This window comes from Nonomuraea jabiensis, assembly GCF_014204795.1.
Taxonomy (GTDB): Bacteria; Actinomycetota; Actinomycetes; order Streptosporangiales; family Streptosporangiaceae; genus Nonomuraea; species Nonomuraea jabiensis.
Genome location: NZ_JACHMB010000001.1, coordinates 2,022,708 through 2,040,150, shown reverse-complemented (window position 1 = coordinate 2,040,150; position 17,443 = coordinate 2,022,708). Strand labels below are relative to the sequence as shown.

The window sequence follows — 17,443 nt, the reverse complement described above, 5'->3', positions numbered from 1 at the left end:
TGTGTGATCAGGCCGGTGTGTGTCAGGAAGGCGTCTAAAAGCTTGGGGCGGTACTGCATCTGCTTGAGACGGCTGCGGATGACCGCGGCGAGGTCGTCAAGCGTGCCAGGGGCCAGATTGCCCAGGCCATGTTTGAGGTGCGACTACACGCTCTCCACGGGATTGAGCTCGGGTGCATAGGTCGGTAAGGAGAACACCGTCAGCCACGGGCGCGTGTCGATCAGGCTGCGCATCAGGGCGTCGACGTGGGTGTTGACGTTGTCCCAGATCAGCACGATCGGCCCACCGAGCTGCTGATGGGCGGCGTCCAGCAGACGGGCGTAGTCGCTCTCGTTGAACCCTTTGCGTTCGTTCTTACGACGCCGGTAGATCCTCATGCGGTAGATCAGCCGAGTCCGCTGCCCCGGCTTGAGACAGATCATCCCGGCCAGGTTGACGCGTCCGGAGCCCTTGCCCGAGACGGTGACGGTCGGGGTGCATCCACGGCGGGACCAGGTACGGGCCTTGGGAGGCCTCAGCGACTGGCCTGCCTCGTCGGCGAAGCAGATCCACGCGTCCTGATCCCGCGCCGTTGTTCCACGAGCGGCCAGGTGTCCTTCACCCAGGTGGCGATCGCCTCTTCGTCGCGCTCGGCGGCGCGGCGCTGGGGAACCTGCGGACTCCAGCCCATCCGATGCAGCAGATAGGAGATCCCACGCGGGGTGTAGGACAGGTGGAACAACCGGCCGACCAGCACCGTGACCCGCGCCGGCGTCCACCGCTGATCCTCACTCCACCCCCACACGGCCGGACCGGCGTCCAACGCGGCCTCCAACCGCTCCACCTGCGCAGCGCTGAGCCGGCAGCGCTGCCCACCCGGCCCCTTCGACTCCAGCGCCTGGGCCCCTGCCGTGCGCCAGGCCTTGTGCCAGACATAGGCCGACTTGCGTGAGACCCGCAGCCTCTTGGCCACCTGGGGCGGTGACATGCCAGCGGCGAACAGCCCGGCAGCTTCCAAGCGGACCTGTTCACGCTTGGCTCGCGCCGCCGGGGTCAGACCACCACCATCCGGATAACGCATCCCACCGGCATACTCCCGAACCCCGCCACGAGCACGCAACCACGCCGTGTTACCTCAGACTTTCAACCGCTGTAGTGGGCCCGACGAAGCAGATTCCTCCTTTAGATGACAACTGATCCAAGTGGTAGACATCAAGACAGGTGGGAAACTTCGTATAACCCCTGTTCATTGGCAATTCCGCTTGTTTATTGCGATGCGTGGGGCAAGCAGCGCCGTCGAAGCGAGGCCAGGCGCGCCGTTACAGGTCGTATTGGCGGATCAGTCGCTGGGCCTCTTTCTCGGTGACCATGTCGGCGGTGCGGGTGATCTGCAGGCGGAGTTCGTTCAGGATGGTGTCGCCGGCGTACCTGACGCGGCCGGTGTGCCGATCAAGCTCGCCATCGAAGTCCTTGGCCACCGGGCCGGTCCAGATGCGGCCGGAGTGGAAGTCCTTGGCGCGGTTGACGAGCGCTTGCTGCATGTCGTGGATCAACGGCTCGATTGTGCGCAGGGTCTCCTGTAAGGCGGGGAGCAGGGGATTGGGGACCATCTCGGTCATGGCTCAGTCTTTCGTCTCAGGAGGAGGGGTGCCCGTGCCCACGATGAGTTTGGGGGCTATCAGTTTCATCAGCGCCACTACGTCCGCCTCGTTGTCGCGGCCTTTGACGCCACGCACGAGTTCGATGCCCAGCCGCTCCTTGCCTCGCACCAACACGGAACCTACCCGGGTCTCCATGTTGGTGTCCTTCACGTAGTAACCGACTCCGTCGGGAACTATCGGGGGTAGGGGCTTTGAGCCGTCCTGGAGCTGTTCGTTGATCTGTCCGGGAGAGCCTGCCGTGTCGAGCGTGATGCGGAGGATGGACGGCTTGTCGCCGCTGTTCTGGAAGATGGAGCAGGCACCGATGGCAGGTCGATCCTTCACTGCCGGATTCAGTGAGCCGGTTGCCAGCGGGTCACGGACGCCGGTCATCTGCTCCACAGCTGCCTTGGGGACGTAGTTGCAGATGAAGGGCGGTGCGTATGCTGTCGAAAGCGGGGACGTGTCGACCTTCTCGGGAGCCTTCCCGGCGCAGGCACTCATCCCGATCGCCGCGGCCACGGCCACTAGCGTCCGGAAAAATAAGCTCCGCATGATTACCTGTATTTCGATATGCCGAGATCGTAACCCTCGTTGAGTCGGCTCTGGACCCCCAACTCTAGCCATGGGTTGTTCTCCGTCTGCCGGTAAAGCCAGGTCTGGTAGGCGTTCAACCGTTTCCCAGTGCCTTCACTCATCTCTTTCGGAGTCATCAGCTGGCCGTCCTTCTTGAGGAAGTTGTTGGGAGCATTGAGCGGATCATCCCCCGGACGACGATCGCTGAGGGAGGCCCACGGATGAGTTTTGGCGGGAGGGTTGGACGAGCCGTACAGGCCGTGATTGAGCATGGCCTGAGCGCCGAGTTGATGGAGGAGCGCTCGAGTCTGCTCGAGGGCGGTGTTGGCCTCGAACACAGCGGTTTTCTCTGCGGTGCCCTTGACGCTGTCCTCGATCATGCCCGTCCACGACCCTAGGATCGTGGATCCGATTGGCCAGGCACCGGTTTGAGGGAAGGCGAGTCCGGTGTTGACCACGGCCAGGAGGGCTTTGACGTTGCGCTTCTGCGTTTCGTCCATGTCCTTGGCCAGGTCGATCTTGGCGATGTTGCCCGCGTCCATGATGAGGCCGAAGCCGGCGCCGGCCTCTTGGGCTGCGTTACTCAGACTCCCGGTGCCGTGCTTTGCCGCTAGCACACCGACCCCGTGGTCGAGCAGCCTGGACGCCCAGGCTGTCTGAGCCGCGGTGACAAGCGCGAGGGCCTTGTCGTCGGCTTTGAACGCTTCCTCCATAACGGTGCGCAGCTCTCCCTTGTCGAACTGCGCACCCCACTCCTCCCGACCGGGCAGGTTGGGATTGTCCTCCATGAACACGCCTGGCTTCTCGACGCCTGGCATCGCTGCCACACGGGCCACGTCGGGAATGTAGGCGGCCAGGATGCGCCCGAAAGAAAGAGGCGCCACCAGTGATTTTGCGGGTTCGCCGGCCTTGATCCGCCCATATTCCAGATGAATGAGATAGGAGGCCAGTTTTGCCGACACGTATCCCGAGGATGGGCGGGCCTCTGACCCGCTGTGATCTCGGAACTTGATCGTGGCCGCTTCCAGCGCCTGGCCAACCGCCTCGCCGCGGTCGCCCAACTGGTGCACGGTCGTGTAGTACTTCAGCGTGTCGCCGCTGTTGAAAAAGTCCTGGGCCGCTTGCGGGTTCTTCCCCAATGCCGCCATCACGTCCGCCATCGGTTGCCGCCGATGAGCGCCGGAGCTGAGGGAGATCCGCTCGGCGGCGTCCAGCTTCCTGGCCACCTCCAGTAGGAACCCGCTGTTGTAGGTCCCATAGGTGAGCACGCGGGCGAGTCCCCGATGCGGGCCCAGCTTGAAGTTCGCGGTCAGCCGTTGGCGCCACTCAGAGCTGAGTTGCGCGCTGGCCGCACCCAACGCCGTGCCGAGGGCAGCCAGCAGGCGCTGCGCGTCTTTGTCGCCCTCATTGAGCACGGCTACGCCGGCCACTTCGTTGAACTTTTCCGGCCCCAGCGCGTTCAGGAGTTTGAGAGCGAACTGCGGGTCCTTCCCGTGTTTCTCCAATTGGGCGAGGGCCTGCTTGTTCACGTTGGAACTCTTCGCGGTCTCCCGAAGGAAGATCGCCGCGGCGTACGCATCCGGGTCGTGGGAGACCTTCTTGTGCAACTCCTCATCGAGTCCGATCAGGCCGTTCCCAGGCGACAGCTTCCACGTGTCGTTCATCGCCTTGATCGTGTCATTGCGCCGCCGCAGTTCGGGCTCCTTGCCGCGGATCCAGATCTCTGCCTCTCGCATCGCACGCAGCCCCGAGACGTCCAGCTCCAGCTTTTCCAGAGCACGCCGCACCGCAGGCTCGTTGCGCCGCAGCAGGTCACCGGCCCGAGAGAACAGAGGCTCGAACCGGTCCATCACGTCCGGGTTGATCCCGGAGTACTGGCTGTCGAACGGCTTGGGTTGCAACTCAAGGGGCGGCTCGGTCATAACCGGGCTCCGGCATCTTCAGAGGACATGCGCAGGCTATCTCCGATCCGGATCCGTCTGGAGGTGTCCTGCCCGACTGATATGGGCGGGAGTTCGCCGATATGTACGCACGCTGCCCTAAGACCGGTTCAACTCGATAGGGTCTTCCGGATTACGGCTATCTGAAATCCATCCCACTCCAGGCGGCCGCCGAAAGCGTGGGCCATGCTCAAGGGCCGGTGGACCGTCGTCACCAGGTCGGAGTTCGTTCGATGTGGTGGTGGGTCGGTCGGGCAGCTACCTACTCCAGGATCTCGTTGGCCCGATGCAGTTCACGGATCGTCCGCTCCGCCGAATCGATCCGCTGCGCATCGGAGGCCCTCGATCGGCTGATCGGGACTGGAAAATCCCCGTAATCTCATGATATATCGGTGATCCATCCCGACGGGCTTCTGCTCTGATGGCGGACACGCCCCCGTACCGCACGAGTCTTTCGTGCTGCTTGGGGTAGATCCGTGGCCGTTTTCTGGCATTCGGCGGAAAGTTTGGTCCAGTTGGTGTCCGAGTCGGTGCCCGAGCGCGTCCTTAGTGATGTGATCGCCGACTACTGCGCGCCACCCAAGGGATCAATCTGGGCAGGAGTAAATGCAAGTCATGGGACTGGAGCGTCCCGATTCAGGCCAGGATCTGGTCGAAGCCGGACTTGGTGGCGTCGAGATGCTCATCGAGTACAGATTGCTGGTCCTTGTAGGTCGGCGAGAAGTGGATCCGCGACGGCCTCTTCGTATACGGCCTTGCTGTGTTCGCACATGGCTTGAGAGAGCCGTGGATCCCACGGCGAGGGGATTTGGCGCCCCACGAGCTTGACATGGTCGTCGCCTGTAGCGAGACCGCCGAGGTAGTCGGCAGCGGACATACGCCAGGGGCGTGCCTCGTGGCGCTCGAATACGTTAGTGGCGATGGCGATTCCGGGCCAGTCGAAGTCGCCGTGGTATCGCAGTTCTCCGCCGCCTGCGGCGATAGTTCGTGCGAGCCGGTGGAATGCGGTTGAGGGCCGCCCTTCGGTACAGACAAGGGGTAGTGCTTTCGGGCCGAGTTCGCCGGCTGCTCGGCGTAGCACGGCCGGGTTCTCACAGACATAGACGACTGGAGCGGCGATCGTGATGGGGTGGTTGATGATTTGGTGGAGGGTGACGTAGAACGGTGTGCCGAACCGGGCGGCGCCCGTGAGCCACTCTCCCAGTCCTGTGCCGTCCGCCGGCAGATTGAGTACCAGGACCCGGCTGGCCAGGTCGTCGAGGATGACATCGAAGCGGTCCCACAGATCACGACGCTCTTCCGCGGTCGTGGGCTTCGGGATGCCTGCGCGGGTGGCGAGAGCTCGGATGACGAGTGTGGACAGGCTGATGCCGTGGTTGAGGGCCTTGGTGTTGTGCGTGACGGCAGCGGCCAGCGCAGGAAGCGTGATAGGAGCGCTCGACTTTGGGCGGTTCTCCATGAACTCCAGAACCCTGGTGGCCTGGGCGACGATGTGCATGGTTTCCCGCTGGGCGAGGAGCTTGGTCAAGGTGCCGTCTCGGCTAAGCTCGTTGAGCCAGGTTCGATACCAGTCAGCCGTTTGGTATAGAGAGCTCTGATAGGCGGGGCGAAGGGCTTCTTCCCGGGATGTAGCGTCCTTGGCCGCTTCGGCGGGCCGGTTGGCCAGCTTGGGGCCGATCTGTTCAAGGAGTTCGGTAAGGCTGAGTCCGGTGGCGGTGTGTACGGCGGCGTCCAGCTCGCTCAGCGTGATCTCGATGCGCTTGATGCCTGCGCGGTGATATCGGCCGGTAATTCCGATGATCCCGTTACGTTCGGCCTCGTCGGGATTGGTGACACCGATCGTTCCGCTCAAGTCCCAGCCTGTGCGTTCCAGGGAGCGCCTTGCCGCCGCGAAGAGGCGGCGGTATTCGGCACCTCGGTAGCGTGCGACGGCGTCCAGATGCGTGGTCACTCGCTCTCCTCCTCGTCGGAGCCTTGGTCCTCAGCGAGTGATTCCAGGAGCGTGCCGTCGGTGGAGGTTGGGGTTCGGCGGCTGGGCCGGAAGCCGAGCAGTTCCTCAGCCAGTTCGTCGTTGCCGGCGAACCCGGCGTCGGCGTCGATGGTCTGTTCCCCATCCCAGAGCATCAGCATGGCGGAGACGGCGTGGGCGCTCTTGTCGTGGTGCATGTCGTAGTGGGCGGCCATTGGGACCGAGTCGTAATGCACCCACAGGTCGTGGCCGGTCATGAACAGATCCAGGTCGAACTTGACGGTCAGTCCCAAGAGCTCGGGCTTGTAGCGGTCGTCGATGCCGGCGAACGCCTCGTCGAGGGCGATCATGCGTGGGCAGGCCGGTCTGGCGGAGGAGTAGAGGGCATTGGCTGCGGCGAAGAGCGGCAGGTGGATGGCGGCCGACTTCTCGCCACCGGACATCTGTTCGTGCTTGGCCTTGGTGAGCTTCACGTCGTTCTCACCGGGTACCGCGAGCATCAGCTCGAAGGTGTACCAGGTTCGGTAGTCGAGGACGTGGGCCAGCGCCTGTTGGTAGGTGACGCGGGGGTGCCCGACTCGATAGTCCCGGATCATCTCCCTCAATAGGCCGCGAAGCTCGGCCAAGCCCGCGGGACCCAGCCCGTGCGCGTCCCGGTCGAGTAGCCGTGATACCTCTAGTTGCTTACCATCCAGATCGTCAGAGCGGATCCAGCGGATACCGATCTTGGTGCCGGAGGACATCGGCCTGGACCTGGTGTCATCGTTCATGCCCTTGACCAGGTCGCGAGCGGTGCGGACGCGATCGTGAATCTGCTGGGCGAGCCCGGTCAGCAGCTCGTCCTCCAGGACGGTGCGCTCCTTCTCCTCCAAGAGGATGCCTTGTTCCTCGACACGGTCGGCGATACGGCGGCCGAAGGCGGCAACCGGATTGCGTCCGCCTTCGTCGCTAACGTAGACCATGACGACGCCGAGAGGGTCGTGATCTAGGCGGTAGTCCTCGGTGCAGGCATCGAGAGCATCCTGGAACGTGCGCAATGCAGTCGACATCTGCCCTGCGGCGTTCTTCAGGGCGTTTTCGCTGACGGCGCGGACCTCGGTCATTTCGGTGTCAAACGCCGTGAGGAGGCTGTTGATGTCGCTGGGCAGTGCTCGGCGGACCAAGATGCCGAGATCCGGCTGAGTCTCGGGTGCCTCTGCACGCATGGCGTTCGCGACTGATTCGACCGCCTCGTGCGGGGCGGGCCAGACGGTGTCGGCTGGCCAGGGGGTGGTGGCGCGGACGCCCAGCAGCCCTCGCAGGTCGCTGTGCGCGTACGGTGCGAACGACCTGGCGTGTTCGAATAGGTGGCCGAACGCCGTAGCAAGTGCGTCCCGCCCATGTTTGAGATCGGCTTGCGCGCTGATCATCGTGTCGTGCTCTCGGGAGACCGTGGATTCGTACTTGTCGTACGCGGTGCGAACGGTGCCGAGGCGCTGCTCGACCTGCCTGATTTGTGCAAGCACTTTCTGGAGGGGCGCGTCAAGGGCCTCCTCTCGGGCCCTTAGTTCCTCGGCTTCGGCGGCGTGTTCCTCCTGTTTGGCCTGTAGGGCTGCGGTGTCCTCCGCGTGCTGGGCGCGTTGGCGGGCGATAGCCGCTTGGCGCGTGGCCAGATCCTGCTCCGTGGTCTTAGCCTCGTTTCGGCCGTTCTGGAGGAGCTGGGCCGTGGTGACGAAGTCATCGACCGCGCGCTCGACGGCGTCGACGTCCTCGGCTTTTGTCGGCATGCCGCGTTCCGCGGCGACCTGACGCAGTCGCCGACGTTTTGCGTCCACGTCCGCCACAGCGGTGTCAAAGGCTTGTTGCCGCTCGGTGAGTTCGGTGCGTGCGAGGGCCAGCCGTGTGGATTCTTCGACCACCCGCGAGGCGGCCTCGAGGATGGGCTTGGTGAGTGGCAGATCCACTCGAGCGCGTCCGAAGCTCTGCAGGACGTCGTTGGCTCGCCGCAGGTCTCCCTGTATGGCCTCCAACTGTTGTTGGGCCTTGTTGATCAATTGATCGTAATGGGCCAACCGGGCCTTGCGCCGGTTCGCCCGATTGGTGGCCCCGATGTACTCGGGCGCCGGTTTGGGCCGGGCACCCAGGTGAATGCCAAGGCTGAACTGTGCCTTCATGGTCACCGTTGGAGTCTGTGCAGAGCTGAGAAGCTCCTCGCCAAGGGCGATGGAGCGCAGTACATCGACGATCACGTCCGCCGCCACCAGGTCCTGATCCTCAGGGGTGAGGACGTCGGCCAGGGTCGGCCCTGCCGGGCGCCGCTCCATCGGTAGCGGGATCAGATAACCGTCCGCCTCGGCGGCGTTCACGGCGTTCTTGGTGAGCGCCGGATCAGGGTGTACCCAGGCGGTGAGGAGCCCGGCCCCGTACAACGCGCCCTCGATCCCGGCGGCCTCGCCAGAGCTCACATCGTCGGTGAACCGTACAAGCCGCCACAGTGGTGCCCCGGGTTGTCCATCACGGTCGGCAGTGCGCCGGTCATCGGCGGGCGGCGCTTCGTCCCGCTCAGCCGCTATCTCGCCCCGTTCATGACGCAGGCGCTCAAGCTCGGTGTCCACGTGGAGGGCCTGGTTGCTCAGACGTTCGGCGGCTCGGACGGTCTGAGCGTGGCGTTCCGCGGTTCGTTCGTTGAAGATCTCTACGAGCGTAGATGCGCCGACTTGGCCAAGGCTGCCGATTGCCTCACGCAGTTCTGCGACGTCGCTGTGTTCTGCCACCGTGTCGTCGGTCTGGGTCCAGCGGGCGGCCCAGGTGGTGAGGCGGTCGTGGGCCTTCTGCCGGGCACGTTCCAGCGCCGAATCCGCATCGTGGCAGTCTTGTTCTCGTTGTGCGATGGTCTGTTCCGCCTTGCCGAGGTCGGTCTCGGCTCGTGTGCGTTCCTTCTCCGCATCTTCGACCTGTCCGATATGGCTACGTATGTGCGAGATGTCCCCTCGCCGTGCGGTGCTGCGTGCCTGAGTCGTCGTGAGCAGGTCCTCACCAGTGTCGACCGCGCCGTCGCCGTCGTGGTTGATGCCTGACCGTTCTGCCGCTTCCGCCAAGTCCGTCGCCTGCCGTGTGATGGCTTGACGGATGCCTTCGAGGCGGTCGGCGAGGGCGCCCGCCTCCTGCTCAAGGTCCTCTAGATGCTGGGCACTGTGGGTCAACCGCCGTTGCTCCTTGGTGATCTCCTCAGCGGTTTTGGCGATCTGGCGGCGCTGGAGCTCGATCTCGCTCTGAGTCCGGTAGGCGTCGTCCTGTTTGAGGACGGTCAGGCGGCGCTCGAGACCAGTCTTCTCGGCACGGGCCCGTTCCTTGGCTTGGGTAGCCTGCTCGTGGGCTTTTGTAGCCCGGTTCAGTTCGGCCGTGGCGCTCGCCACGGTACGGGCGTGCGCCACCGTGCCGTCGATCTCGCTCTGGATGCGGGTGAGCTTGGCCTTGGTGTGCGTACATAGGTAGTGGGTGTAGTCGACGAGGAAGGCACGCACGGCGCTGTCCGCAGTGGTGAAGTCGTCGAACTGCTTCTGGACGGCCGCCAGGTTCTCAAAGTCGCGTGCCGCCTGCTTGACGAGATCGTCATCCACTGGGCTGAGGCCTGAGGTTAGTGTGGCCGAGACCTTGCCTGGATCCAGGTCCTTGGCCAGCAGGGGGCGACGTAGCGCTAGCAGTAGATCCAGCAACTGGGTGTAGCGTTCCCGCCCCAGTCCGAACAGCCGGGCGTCCACCTTGCCCCGGTAGGCTGTTGCACTATCACAGTAGGCTTTCTCCCCGAGAATCGCTTTGAGTTGCCTTTCGGTAAGCGGCCGTGAATCGGGAGTCAATAGCCCGAAGTCGACGCCGAGGCGCTGGTCGGTGACGAAGAATGAGGTCCGCACGCCATCCTTGTTCTTGTGGGCACGCATTCCGATGATCAAGGTGACGGTCTCGTTCGCCGGTAGATCGGTAGTCGACCGAGCGAACTCCATCCACACATAGCCGTACTCGGCGTCCTGCCCGCGGTAGAGCAGATTGGACTTCATCGTACGGTTCTCTCCGCTAAACGGGTCGAGCCGTCGGGCATCGGCCACACCATCGAGGACGAAGGGGAACAGCACCTCCAGGGCCTTGGTTTTGCCCGAGCCGTTGTGTCCCCGCAGGACCAGACGACCATCCGCGAAGACGAATTCCTCATCCGCGTAGTCCCAGACATTGATCACACCGGCGCGGCTGGGCCGGAACCGGTCGCTCGGTGACGTCATCGGTTCTCCTCGTCATCGGCAGACGGATCGGCCAAGTCGAGGGGCAGCTGCCCGCTTTGCTCCTGCACGGGCAAGGCTGCCCTGATGTTGCGGTACCGGAATGCTGCGGGCAGGACCAGTACGCCACCGGGAACTGGGCGCACTAGCATCAAATCTGCCAGGAACGCCACCGCCGCCCGCAGCAGTCCCTGGGGATCCTGTTGCCACGCCGCGGTGAACGAGGCGGCTCCGAACTGCTCGTACAGTTCTTCGATCATCGTGTCGAGCCGGCTCTGTTCCACTAGCGGCACCTCGGTTTGAGCGGCCCGATGTCGACCATCCTCGGTGTGCGCTGTCGTGTCCGAAGTTGCGGTCCAGGCGAGTTCGGACACCACTCCTTCATGCGGAAGCCCTGCATCCACTCGGGTCGCCAGCTCAGCGTGATCATCGGCAAGTGTGGGCGTGGGCAAGCGCGCTGGAACGTGCATTCGATCCTCCAGCAGATCGGCGATCTTCGCCAATAGCAATCCAGCCGCACGACTCACCGCATTGCCCCGCCCAGGAAATGGCCGATCGGTGAAGGATCCGCCGGGATCGACGAGCATGACGCCTTCAGCGCGCCGCTCCACGACAAGGCCGGTGAAACGGGCCAGATCATCGGCGATGCCAGAGTCCCGGAGCGCATCGGCAACTTCAGCCTCGACATCGGCGTAGTACACGACCGGGAACTCGACCAGTAGCCGACGGGCTCGGCGAACAACGTCCTCTCGCCGTGCGGCCGATGGTTCATGTAGTAACCCAGCAGCGCTGGTGAGGTGCTGAAGCGGACGGGCCGGCTTGAAGAGCGCCCCGCAGATGTCGTGATCGATGTCGTACAGCGCGTCACCACGTTCGGTGTCGCGGGTCCATGACTCTAGAGAACCGTCCGACAATTGCAACGCTCCACGGTCCACCAGCCACCCCAAGACATCGACAATCGCGGCTTTGTGGGAACCGACGGTCGGATCGAATCCCAGGCCCTCGATCGAGTTGGCGAGCGGAGTAAAGATCCGGATGAGGTCGGCCAGGCTGATCTCGACACGGGAACGCTGGAACGAACTCAGTACCAGGCACAAGTAGGTCAGCCGGCGACGGTCGAACGCCCGTCCCTTCCTGGAAAACACCGACTGCTGCGTAGCATCCAGCAGATCGAGTCGGCGGACTAGCCGGACATAGTGCGTCGTGGCAATAAGGGAGTAGTCCAGCAGTTCCCGGAGGTCGCTGGCCATCTCATCGGCCCATCGCAGCACCTGTTCCAGGACCCCAGGCCGGGGCCGCTCCTCAGTGATCAGTTCGCAGGTCAGGACACGACGTACGGCATGCTGGTAGGAACCCAGGTCACTGGGTTGCACATCGCGCGCCGGCTGCGGGCGCCTCATCAGGAGTTCCCCTTACCGACTCGAGGCCGCTCTTGGAGCTCGACCCGAAATCCCGGCAGGTGGAGCACTCCTTGTGACGTACGGATCGCGCTACCGCCCTCGGCCGGGACCAGGCGGATCATCATGACGTCGCTCGTGCCGGACGCCCTCTTCAATCGTCCGGCCACGACCGTACGCCCTTCCAGGGCTTTGGTCATCAGTTTGAGCAGCACCCTGGTCTCGGCATCGTTAAGGATCTTGCCGTAGATGCCCGCCGCTGCCAGATGCCCGACGGCCTCGTGTTCGGCCGCCCGCGCTGCCGCCTGCTTACGACGTAGCTCACGCTGCGCACCGGCGTTACCTCGCAGGGGGGCGGGCACACCCGTCGTAGGGGACTTCCCGCTGCGAAACAACGTCACCGACACCTCCACGCCTGGCGCATTCCACCAAGTCGCCCGAGGCGAGATCTGCTCGTCATCATCGTGGGCCGCGCCCAGATGCCGCGCCGAACGCACATTGAACGCCGCTCCCATAAGCGCATGTGCCGCGCCCTCATCCGGTGCCCCCCACACCCACTCCGCCAGATGCCGCAGTTGGGTAGCCCGGTTGACACCGCTACGCCGTACCTCGCTGATCTGCCGCAGCAGCGCGATCACCCCTGATACTGCGACTCGGGTGGCCGACCGCAACTCAGCCGCGCGTGACTCCTCCTGGCCGTCACGAGCGAACCATGCTCGCAACGCGGCCCAACGCCGCCGCCATTCCTCCAGCCGTTCCTCGTGATCCATGAACGGCCGCTCGTCCGCCTCTGCGGCACGATCGAATAGCGTGGCCAGCCCCGTCTCCTCGACCTCACGGACAGCCCGGCATAGACGCGGAAGGTAGCGATCGAGTTCGGCCGTGAACTCCGTCATGTGCGTCAACAGAGCGTTCTTGTGACGTAGGAACATCTCGGATGAGGTATCCGTCGATCGCATGATCTCCCCCAGCGTCACATGAAAACGCGCTGAACGACGCCCCATGTCCTCCATCACTGAGTCCAGACGCGACAACCGGCGATAGACCTGCTCGCCCTCACCGGTCCGGTTGGCTGTCGCAAGCGCCTTGAGATCCTCCAGGATGTCAGAGAACACCAGCCGCGACAGGTTGGCATCCTGGATCCGCGTCGCCAGCAGACTCTCGACCGACGTGTATGCCCAATACCCGAGTTCGCTGAACTGATAGACCGACTGGCGGTTCCGGTAACGGACCAGGCTGCCCGCCCGCGAAGCATCGTCGAACCGGTGAACCACTCCGTCGTCGTACAGGGCGTCCAGCCGATTCCGCAGATTCCCATCGATGGTGGGCACCTCATCATGAAGCCGTGCCAGTTCTGCCAGAGCTTTCGCGACCTCGTCGGCGTCTACCTGTACCTGATGCACCTCGCGTAGACGATCCATCGCCCGCAGTACCCATAGATAGGCCACATGATCGTCACGCCTGGTGAAATTGAACAGCCTGAAGCGGTCGCTGATCGCCAGCGCGTCCAGGTCCAGAGCCCTATGCTCCGCCATTCAGCACTCCCGCCCGCTAACCGCGGTATCCACTACCGCATAGAGGCCTTAGCCGCGCACCGATATCGAAGGTAAGCGACGGCGCGGACACTCGCACGCGACTTGCTGTTAAGTGGCGAACTCGGTCGGATATGGCTGTTCCGCGGGTTTGACATCTACAGGTACGTCCTTGCGGCTGTACGAGGACAACGCCGCGAACACGTTCGCCTAGTTGCTCGCCGATGTGGTGTGAGGATACGGATGGCCGCCGCTATCAGTTTGCCGGTTCTTGCTGCTGCTGCGGCGGGATCAAGGAATCAAGCCATAGTGGTGTGCGGGGCTCGCCCGGAAACGGACACACGACAACAAGACCTGAATGATTCCGCCCAAGACCGTCCCGATCAGTGTGACGTCTCAGCGCCGTCTCTTCCGCCAACTTCACCCAGAAGGGGCGATCTTCACCGACCTGAAGGCGTGAGCCCTCGGTTTGTAAAGCAATCGCTACGGAGAGTCTATGGTCGCTCGTGCCGTTTCGATGAAGCTCTGCAGCCGTTCGCGGAACACCTGGTGTGCGCTGTCAAATCGTGAACGTGCGTCAGGGGTATCTTGTGCGATCTCCCAGAGTGCTCCGTTAGCGTCCGTGACGGCTTGCTTGACGGCTCCTGCCGTTGAGGCGATGGCTTCTGGACCTTCGAGGAGAACCACCCTGGCGCATCTTGCCAGCGGGTCATAGGCGTCCCGCAAGGCAGTACGCAAGTCCTGAATCTTCTTCAACTGCTCGTCAGGCTGCGTCAGTTGTATGTAGATGTCGCCGAGCCTGTAGTAGAGCTCGCCCGTGATATGGGCTTGCTCAAGGAACTCCAGGTAGGCCGTGCGGCGTGCTTCACGAATCTGCGCATGATGTTGAGCCTTGGCGGACGCTTCGGCCTGGATGCGTGCTGCGCGGGCGTTCCCCAGGCTGGTCACCCACCCCGCCAGGATGGCCGTCCCGCCTGTCAAGATGGCAACCCATACCGTGCTGTCCACACGACCCCCTGGTTAAGGTTGGCGCGTTGGCTCGAAGGCTGCTAGACCTAGACGCGAATGGCCCGTTGAGGACGTTTACTTCCGGTCTCCGCACCCTGTGTACCCACCATCGCTGTTCTGTGGCTTGTAAACCAGGCTGGTCCGCAGCGAGCTTCCTGTAGAAGACGAACAGAGCCCGGGCGTGTACGAGTCCCTCCCAGAGGAGGCGTCTCAGCGTCAGACTGGTGCATAAATCTGTGAGTGACCTGCGGAGACGCGTCCAAGATCATCCCGCACATATCCCGTGATCAAGGTCCTACGGCTGCATACGGGTGCCCTCGGCGCCCTACCAAGGGCGTGACAAGCAAAAGACCTGCGGCCGAGAAACCGCAGGTCAGAGGCCAAAATGCCTGGTGGAGAAGCGTGCCCCTGCAGGATTCGAACCTGCGGCACCCGCTTTAGGAGTGCGGACGCTTTCTGGAGTCCAACATGTCTTGCAATGGGGCATATGTAGCTGCCGCTCGAGTGCGTCTGCTCGTCGATAATGGCCTCCCGCTGCCCATCGCTTGCCTGCTGGTTGGCCTGGTCGGGACGATATCCGTGGCTGGAAGTGCGCAAGGAGTTCCGCTCTTCAGATGCGGGTGCTTAATGCTGATTACAGCGGTTGGGAGCTCCGGTGCGGAGTCTCGCGGCGGGCGCAATGAGCCAGGTCCGCAGGGGCAAGGGGTCAGGGCCACGCCTGGAGTTCTTCGCCGTGCGGGTCGTCCACCACGCTCCAATCGCCGCCGATGCGCATCGTGGCCCGGCGTCCGGTGTCGTAGCGGTCCCAGCCGGGGTGGCCGGCGGTGGCGAAGGCCACCCAGGCTGCGTGCATCCGGGCGGCCAGGTCCGACGGCGGCTCGTCCGGACCGAGCAGGGCCTGTGGGCCGCGCAGCCGGGGCAGGTCGGTGACGTCGAAGACGAATGGCAGCTCCACGGCGTGGGTGGCACCCAGTTCGCCGCCCAGCGCGTTCGAGCGCCACGAGAACGAGTAGCGGTAGGTGGCGGCGGCGCTCCCCGCATGTGCGTCGGCCAGGCGCCGGCTTCCCGCGCCGAACAGGGCATCGCCCATGATGGCCGAGCGCAGTTCCCCGTCGGACGCCTGCGGCCTGGCCTTGCGGTAGGTCTCGACGAGGCGGGCAGGCTGCGGGTGCGAGCGGGCCGCGGCGGCGTCCACGTCCGCCGCGGTCGAGGTGGACAGGTTCCCGAACGGTGCCAGGTAGAGGTTGCCCTCCTCAGCGTTGGTGCCCACCAGCAGGTCCACACCGGCGCCGCGGCCCGCGGCGACGGCCTCGGCCGGCTGCCGGTCGAGCACGATGCTGAACGGGCTGAGCCCGATGAGGGGGTCACTGTGGGTCTCGGTCTGCAGATCGATGCCCGACAGTTCGGACATGACCTCGACCAGCCGCCGGTCGGGAATGCCCGCGAAGGCGTCGGCATGCGGCTCGACCCCAAGTGCGTGGGCAGCGGCGCCGGTCACGCGGGCGGCCTGCTCAGGCGTGAAGGCGCCCAGGCCGCTGCCGCTCTGCATGATCACGCGCCGGAACAGCCCCTCGGCCTCGGGCGCGGCCAGCACGCCACCTACGATCGTGGCGCCCGCGGACTGGCCGAACAACGTCACGCGTGCCGGGTCGCCGCCGAACGCGGCGATGTTCTCCCGTACCCACCGCAGGGCGGCGATCACGTCCAGCAGGCCCCGGTTGGCGGGCGCACCAGGCAGGTCGAGGAAGCCCGCGATGCCCAGCCGGTAGTTGAGCGTCACGAGCACGACCCCGTCGCGGGCGAAGGCGGCCCCGTCGTAGACCTCCGACCGGGTGGATCCCGCCACGAACCCCCCGCCGTGCACGAACACCATCACGGGCAGACGCTCCCCAGAGGCCGCCGGCGTCCACACGTTGACGGTCAGGAAGTCCTCGCCGGGAATCCAACCGGGCCCGAAGTACGGGGTCATGTCCAGGCTGCCGAGCCGGCGTTCGGCCTGCGGCGCGGTCGGCCCGGGCTCGGTGGCGTCCCGTACACCGTCCCAAGGGGCGTGCGGGCGTGGGGCGGCGAATCGGGCGGCGCCGGTCGGCGGAGCAGCGTACGGGATGTTCAGGAACACGGTCGTCCCGTCGCGCAGCAGGCCACGCACGGTGCCTTGCGTGGTGACGACGGTGTCTGCCGCGTGGTGGTTCCGGTTCATCAGGCCTCCTTCGAGGTCTCGGAGTAGGAGGCGAACGGAGCCCAGTTCTTGATGGCGAACCCGCTCCCTTGGCGGACCACCTCGGCGGCGCCCTGCCCGCCCAGATGCGCGGGGACGACCAGGGCGCCCCGGTCGGCAGCCCAGCCGAGAACCTTGCGGCGGGTGGCGCGGGCCCCGGCCGGGTCCTCGCAGAAGCAACTGTTGGTGTCCGGCTCGACGAATTGCACGGGGTTGTGCAACATGTCGCCGACGAACACCGCCCGGTCCGTACCCGATTCGAGGGTGACCACCGAGGACCCCGGGGTGTGCCCCGGCGCGAGGTCCAGGCGCAGGTTGGAGTCGATCGTGTACGAGTCCTCCCACAGGCTCGTCAGCCCCGCCTCGTGGACGGGGGCCACGCTGTCCTCGAACACGTTCTGATTGCCCCGCCCGAGGAGCGGCTTGTGCTCGTTGGCCGGGTTCCAGAAGTCGAAGTCGCTCTTGGAGATGAGGTACGTGGCGTTGGGGAAGGTCGGCACCCAGGTACGGCCGTCCAGGTAGGTGTTCCAGCCGACGTGGTCCACGTGGAGGTGGGTGTTCACCACGATGTCCACGTCCTCGGGCCGTACGCCGGCGCTGGCCAGGTTGACCAGGAAATCGGTGTCGAGGCGACTCCAGACCGGCGAGTAGGGCCGCTCTTTGTGGTTGCCGACCCCGGTGTCGATGAGGATGTTCTTGCCCTCGCTGCGGAGCAGCCAGGTCTGGATCGCGGAGTTGACGATCCGCGTCTCGGGGTCCACGAAGTGCGGCTCCAGCCAGGAGGAGTGCTCCTCCCACGTACGTGGCGAGCTTTCCGGGAAGAACGTCTCCGGCGTCATCTCGACGGGCCCGTAGTATTCCCAGACCCGCGTGATCGTTACGTCACCCAAAGTGATCCGGTTGGCAGGCATGAGTATTCCTTGGTCAGCGGAGT

12 protein-coding genes are annotated in these 17,443 nt (G+C 64.6%); all 12 read right to left on the bottom strand.

What is annotated here, in order from left to right; translation table 11 throughout:
- Positions 1-143: 143 nt before the first annotated feature.
- A complete protein-coding gene (locus HD596_RS60280) occupies positions 144-518 on the bottom strand; it encodes a transposase (RefSeq protein ID WP_246555862.1) in 375 nt (124 codons plus the stop codon).
- Positions 515-1,060: a winged helix-turn-helix domain-containing protein gene (locus HD596_RS08765; RefSeq protein ID WP_185068783.1), complete on the bottom strand. Its 546-nt coding sequence runs from the start codon at positions 1,058-1,060 to the stop codon at positions 515-517. Before HD596_RS08765 ends, HD596_RS60280 begins: the two co-directional genes overlap by 4 nt.
- Positions 1,061-1,298: 238 nt before the next feature.
- Positions 1,299-1,598, bottom strand: coding sequence for a hypothetical protein (locus HD596_RS08760; protein ID WP_185068782.1), 300 nt, complete (start codon positions 1,596-1,598; stop codon positions 1,299-1,301).
- 3 nt (positions 1,599-1,601) lie between these two features.
- Positions 1,602-2,141, bottom strand: coding sequence for a hypothetical protein (locus HD596_RS08755; protein WP_185068781.1), 540 nt, complete (start codon positions 2,139-2,141; stop codon positions 1,602-1,604).
- 35 nt (positions 2,142-2,176) lie between these two features.
- Positions 2,177-4,117, bottom strand: a complete 1,941-nt coding sequence (locus HD596_RS08750; protein ID WP_185068780.1) for a DUF6571 family protein — start codon at positions 4,115-4,117, stop codon at positions 2,177-2,179.
- Positions 4,118-4,817: 700 nt separating this feature from the next.
- Positions 4,818-6,086, bottom strand: coding sequence for a TIGR02679 family protein (locus tag HD596_RS08745; protein WP_185068779.1), 1,269 nt, complete (start codon positions 6,084-6,086; stop codon positions 4,818-4,820).
- The gene (locus tag HD596_RS08740) at positions 6,083-10,357 is read right to left on the bottom strand and encodes a TIGR02680 family protein (protein ID WP_185068778.1); all 4,275 of its coding nucleotides are present in this window, start codon (positions 10,355-10,357) and stop codon (positions 6,083-6,085) included. The genes HD596_RS08745 and HD596_RS08740 overlap by 4 nt, the downstream gene beginning before the upstream one ends.
- Positions 10,354-11,754: a DUF2398 family protein gene (locus HD596_RS08735; protein ID WP_185068777.1), complete on the bottom strand. Its 1,401-nt coding sequence runs from the start codon at positions 11,752-11,754 to the stop codon at positions 10,354-10,356. The genes HD596_RS08740 and HD596_RS08735 overlap by 4 nt, the downstream gene beginning before the upstream one ends.
- Positions 11,754-13,286: a TIGR02677 family protein gene (locus tag HD596_RS08730; RefSeq protein WP_185068776.1), complete on the bottom strand. Its 1,533-nt coding sequence runs from the start codon at positions 13,284-13,286 to the stop codon at positions 11,754-11,756. The genes HD596_RS08735 and HD596_RS08730 overlap by 1 nt, the downstream gene beginning before the upstream one ends.
- Positions 13,287-13,766: 480 nt before the next feature.
- On the bottom strand, positions 13,767-14,291 hold the full coding sequence (locus HD596_RS08725; RefSeq protein WP_185068775.1) for a hypothetical protein: 525 nt from the start codon (positions 14,289-14,291) through the stop codon (positions 13,767-13,769).
- A 706-nt stretch (positions 14,292-14,997) separates the two neighbouring features.
- Entirely contained in the window at positions 14,998-16,491 is a 1,494-nt protein-coding gene (locus tag HD596_RS08720) for a carboxylesterase/lipase family protein (RefSeq protein ID WP_185068774.1), read from the bottom strand.
- On the bottom strand, positions 16,491-17,420 hold the full coding sequence (locus tag HD596_RS08715) for an MBL fold metallo-hydrolase (protein ID WP_185068773.1): 930 nt from the start codon (positions 17,418-17,420) through the stop codon (positions 16,491-16,493). Before HD596_RS08715 ends, HD596_RS08720 begins: the two co-directional genes overlap by 1 nt.
- Positions 17,421-17,443 lie beyond the last annotated feature (23 nt).

What these genes read in the sequence shown, in the direction of transcription:
- HD596_RS08730 (WP_185068776.1), bottom strand. Translation starts at nt 13,286, where the DNA reads ATGGCGGAGCATAGGGCTCTGGACCTGGACGCGCTGGCGATCAGCGAC.
- HD596_RS08735 (WP_185068777.1), bottom strand. Translation starts at nt 11,754, where the DNA reads ATGAGGCGCCCGCAGCCGGCGCGCGATGTGCAACCCAGTGACCTGGGT.
- HD596_RS08750 (WP_185068780.1), bottom strand. Translation starts at nt 4,117, where the DNA reads ATGACCGAGCCGCCCCTTGAGTTGCAACCCAAGCCGTTCGACAGCCAG.
- HD596_RS08765 (WP_185068783.1), bottom strand. Translation starts at nt 1,060, where the DNA reads ATGCGTTATCCGGATGGTGGTGGTCTGACCCCGGCGGCGCGAGCCAAG.
- HD596_RS08740 (WP_185068778.1), bottom strand. Translation starts at nt 10,357, where the DNA reads ATGACGTCACCGAGCGACCGGTTCCGGCCCAGCCGCGCCGGTGTGATC.
- HD596_RS08760 (WP_185068782.1), bottom strand. Translation starts at nt 1,598, where the DNA reads ATGACCGAGATGGTCCCCAATCCCCTGCTCCCCGCCTTACAGGAGACC.
- HD596_RS08715 (WP_185068773.1), bottom strand. Translation starts at nt 17,420, where the DNA reads ATGCCTGCCAACCGGATCACTTTGGGTGACGTAACGATCACGCGGGTC.
- HD596_RS08720 (WP_185068774.1), bottom strand. Translation starts at nt 16,491, where the DNA reads ATGAACCGGAACCACCACGCGGCAGACACCGTCGTCACCACGCAAGGC.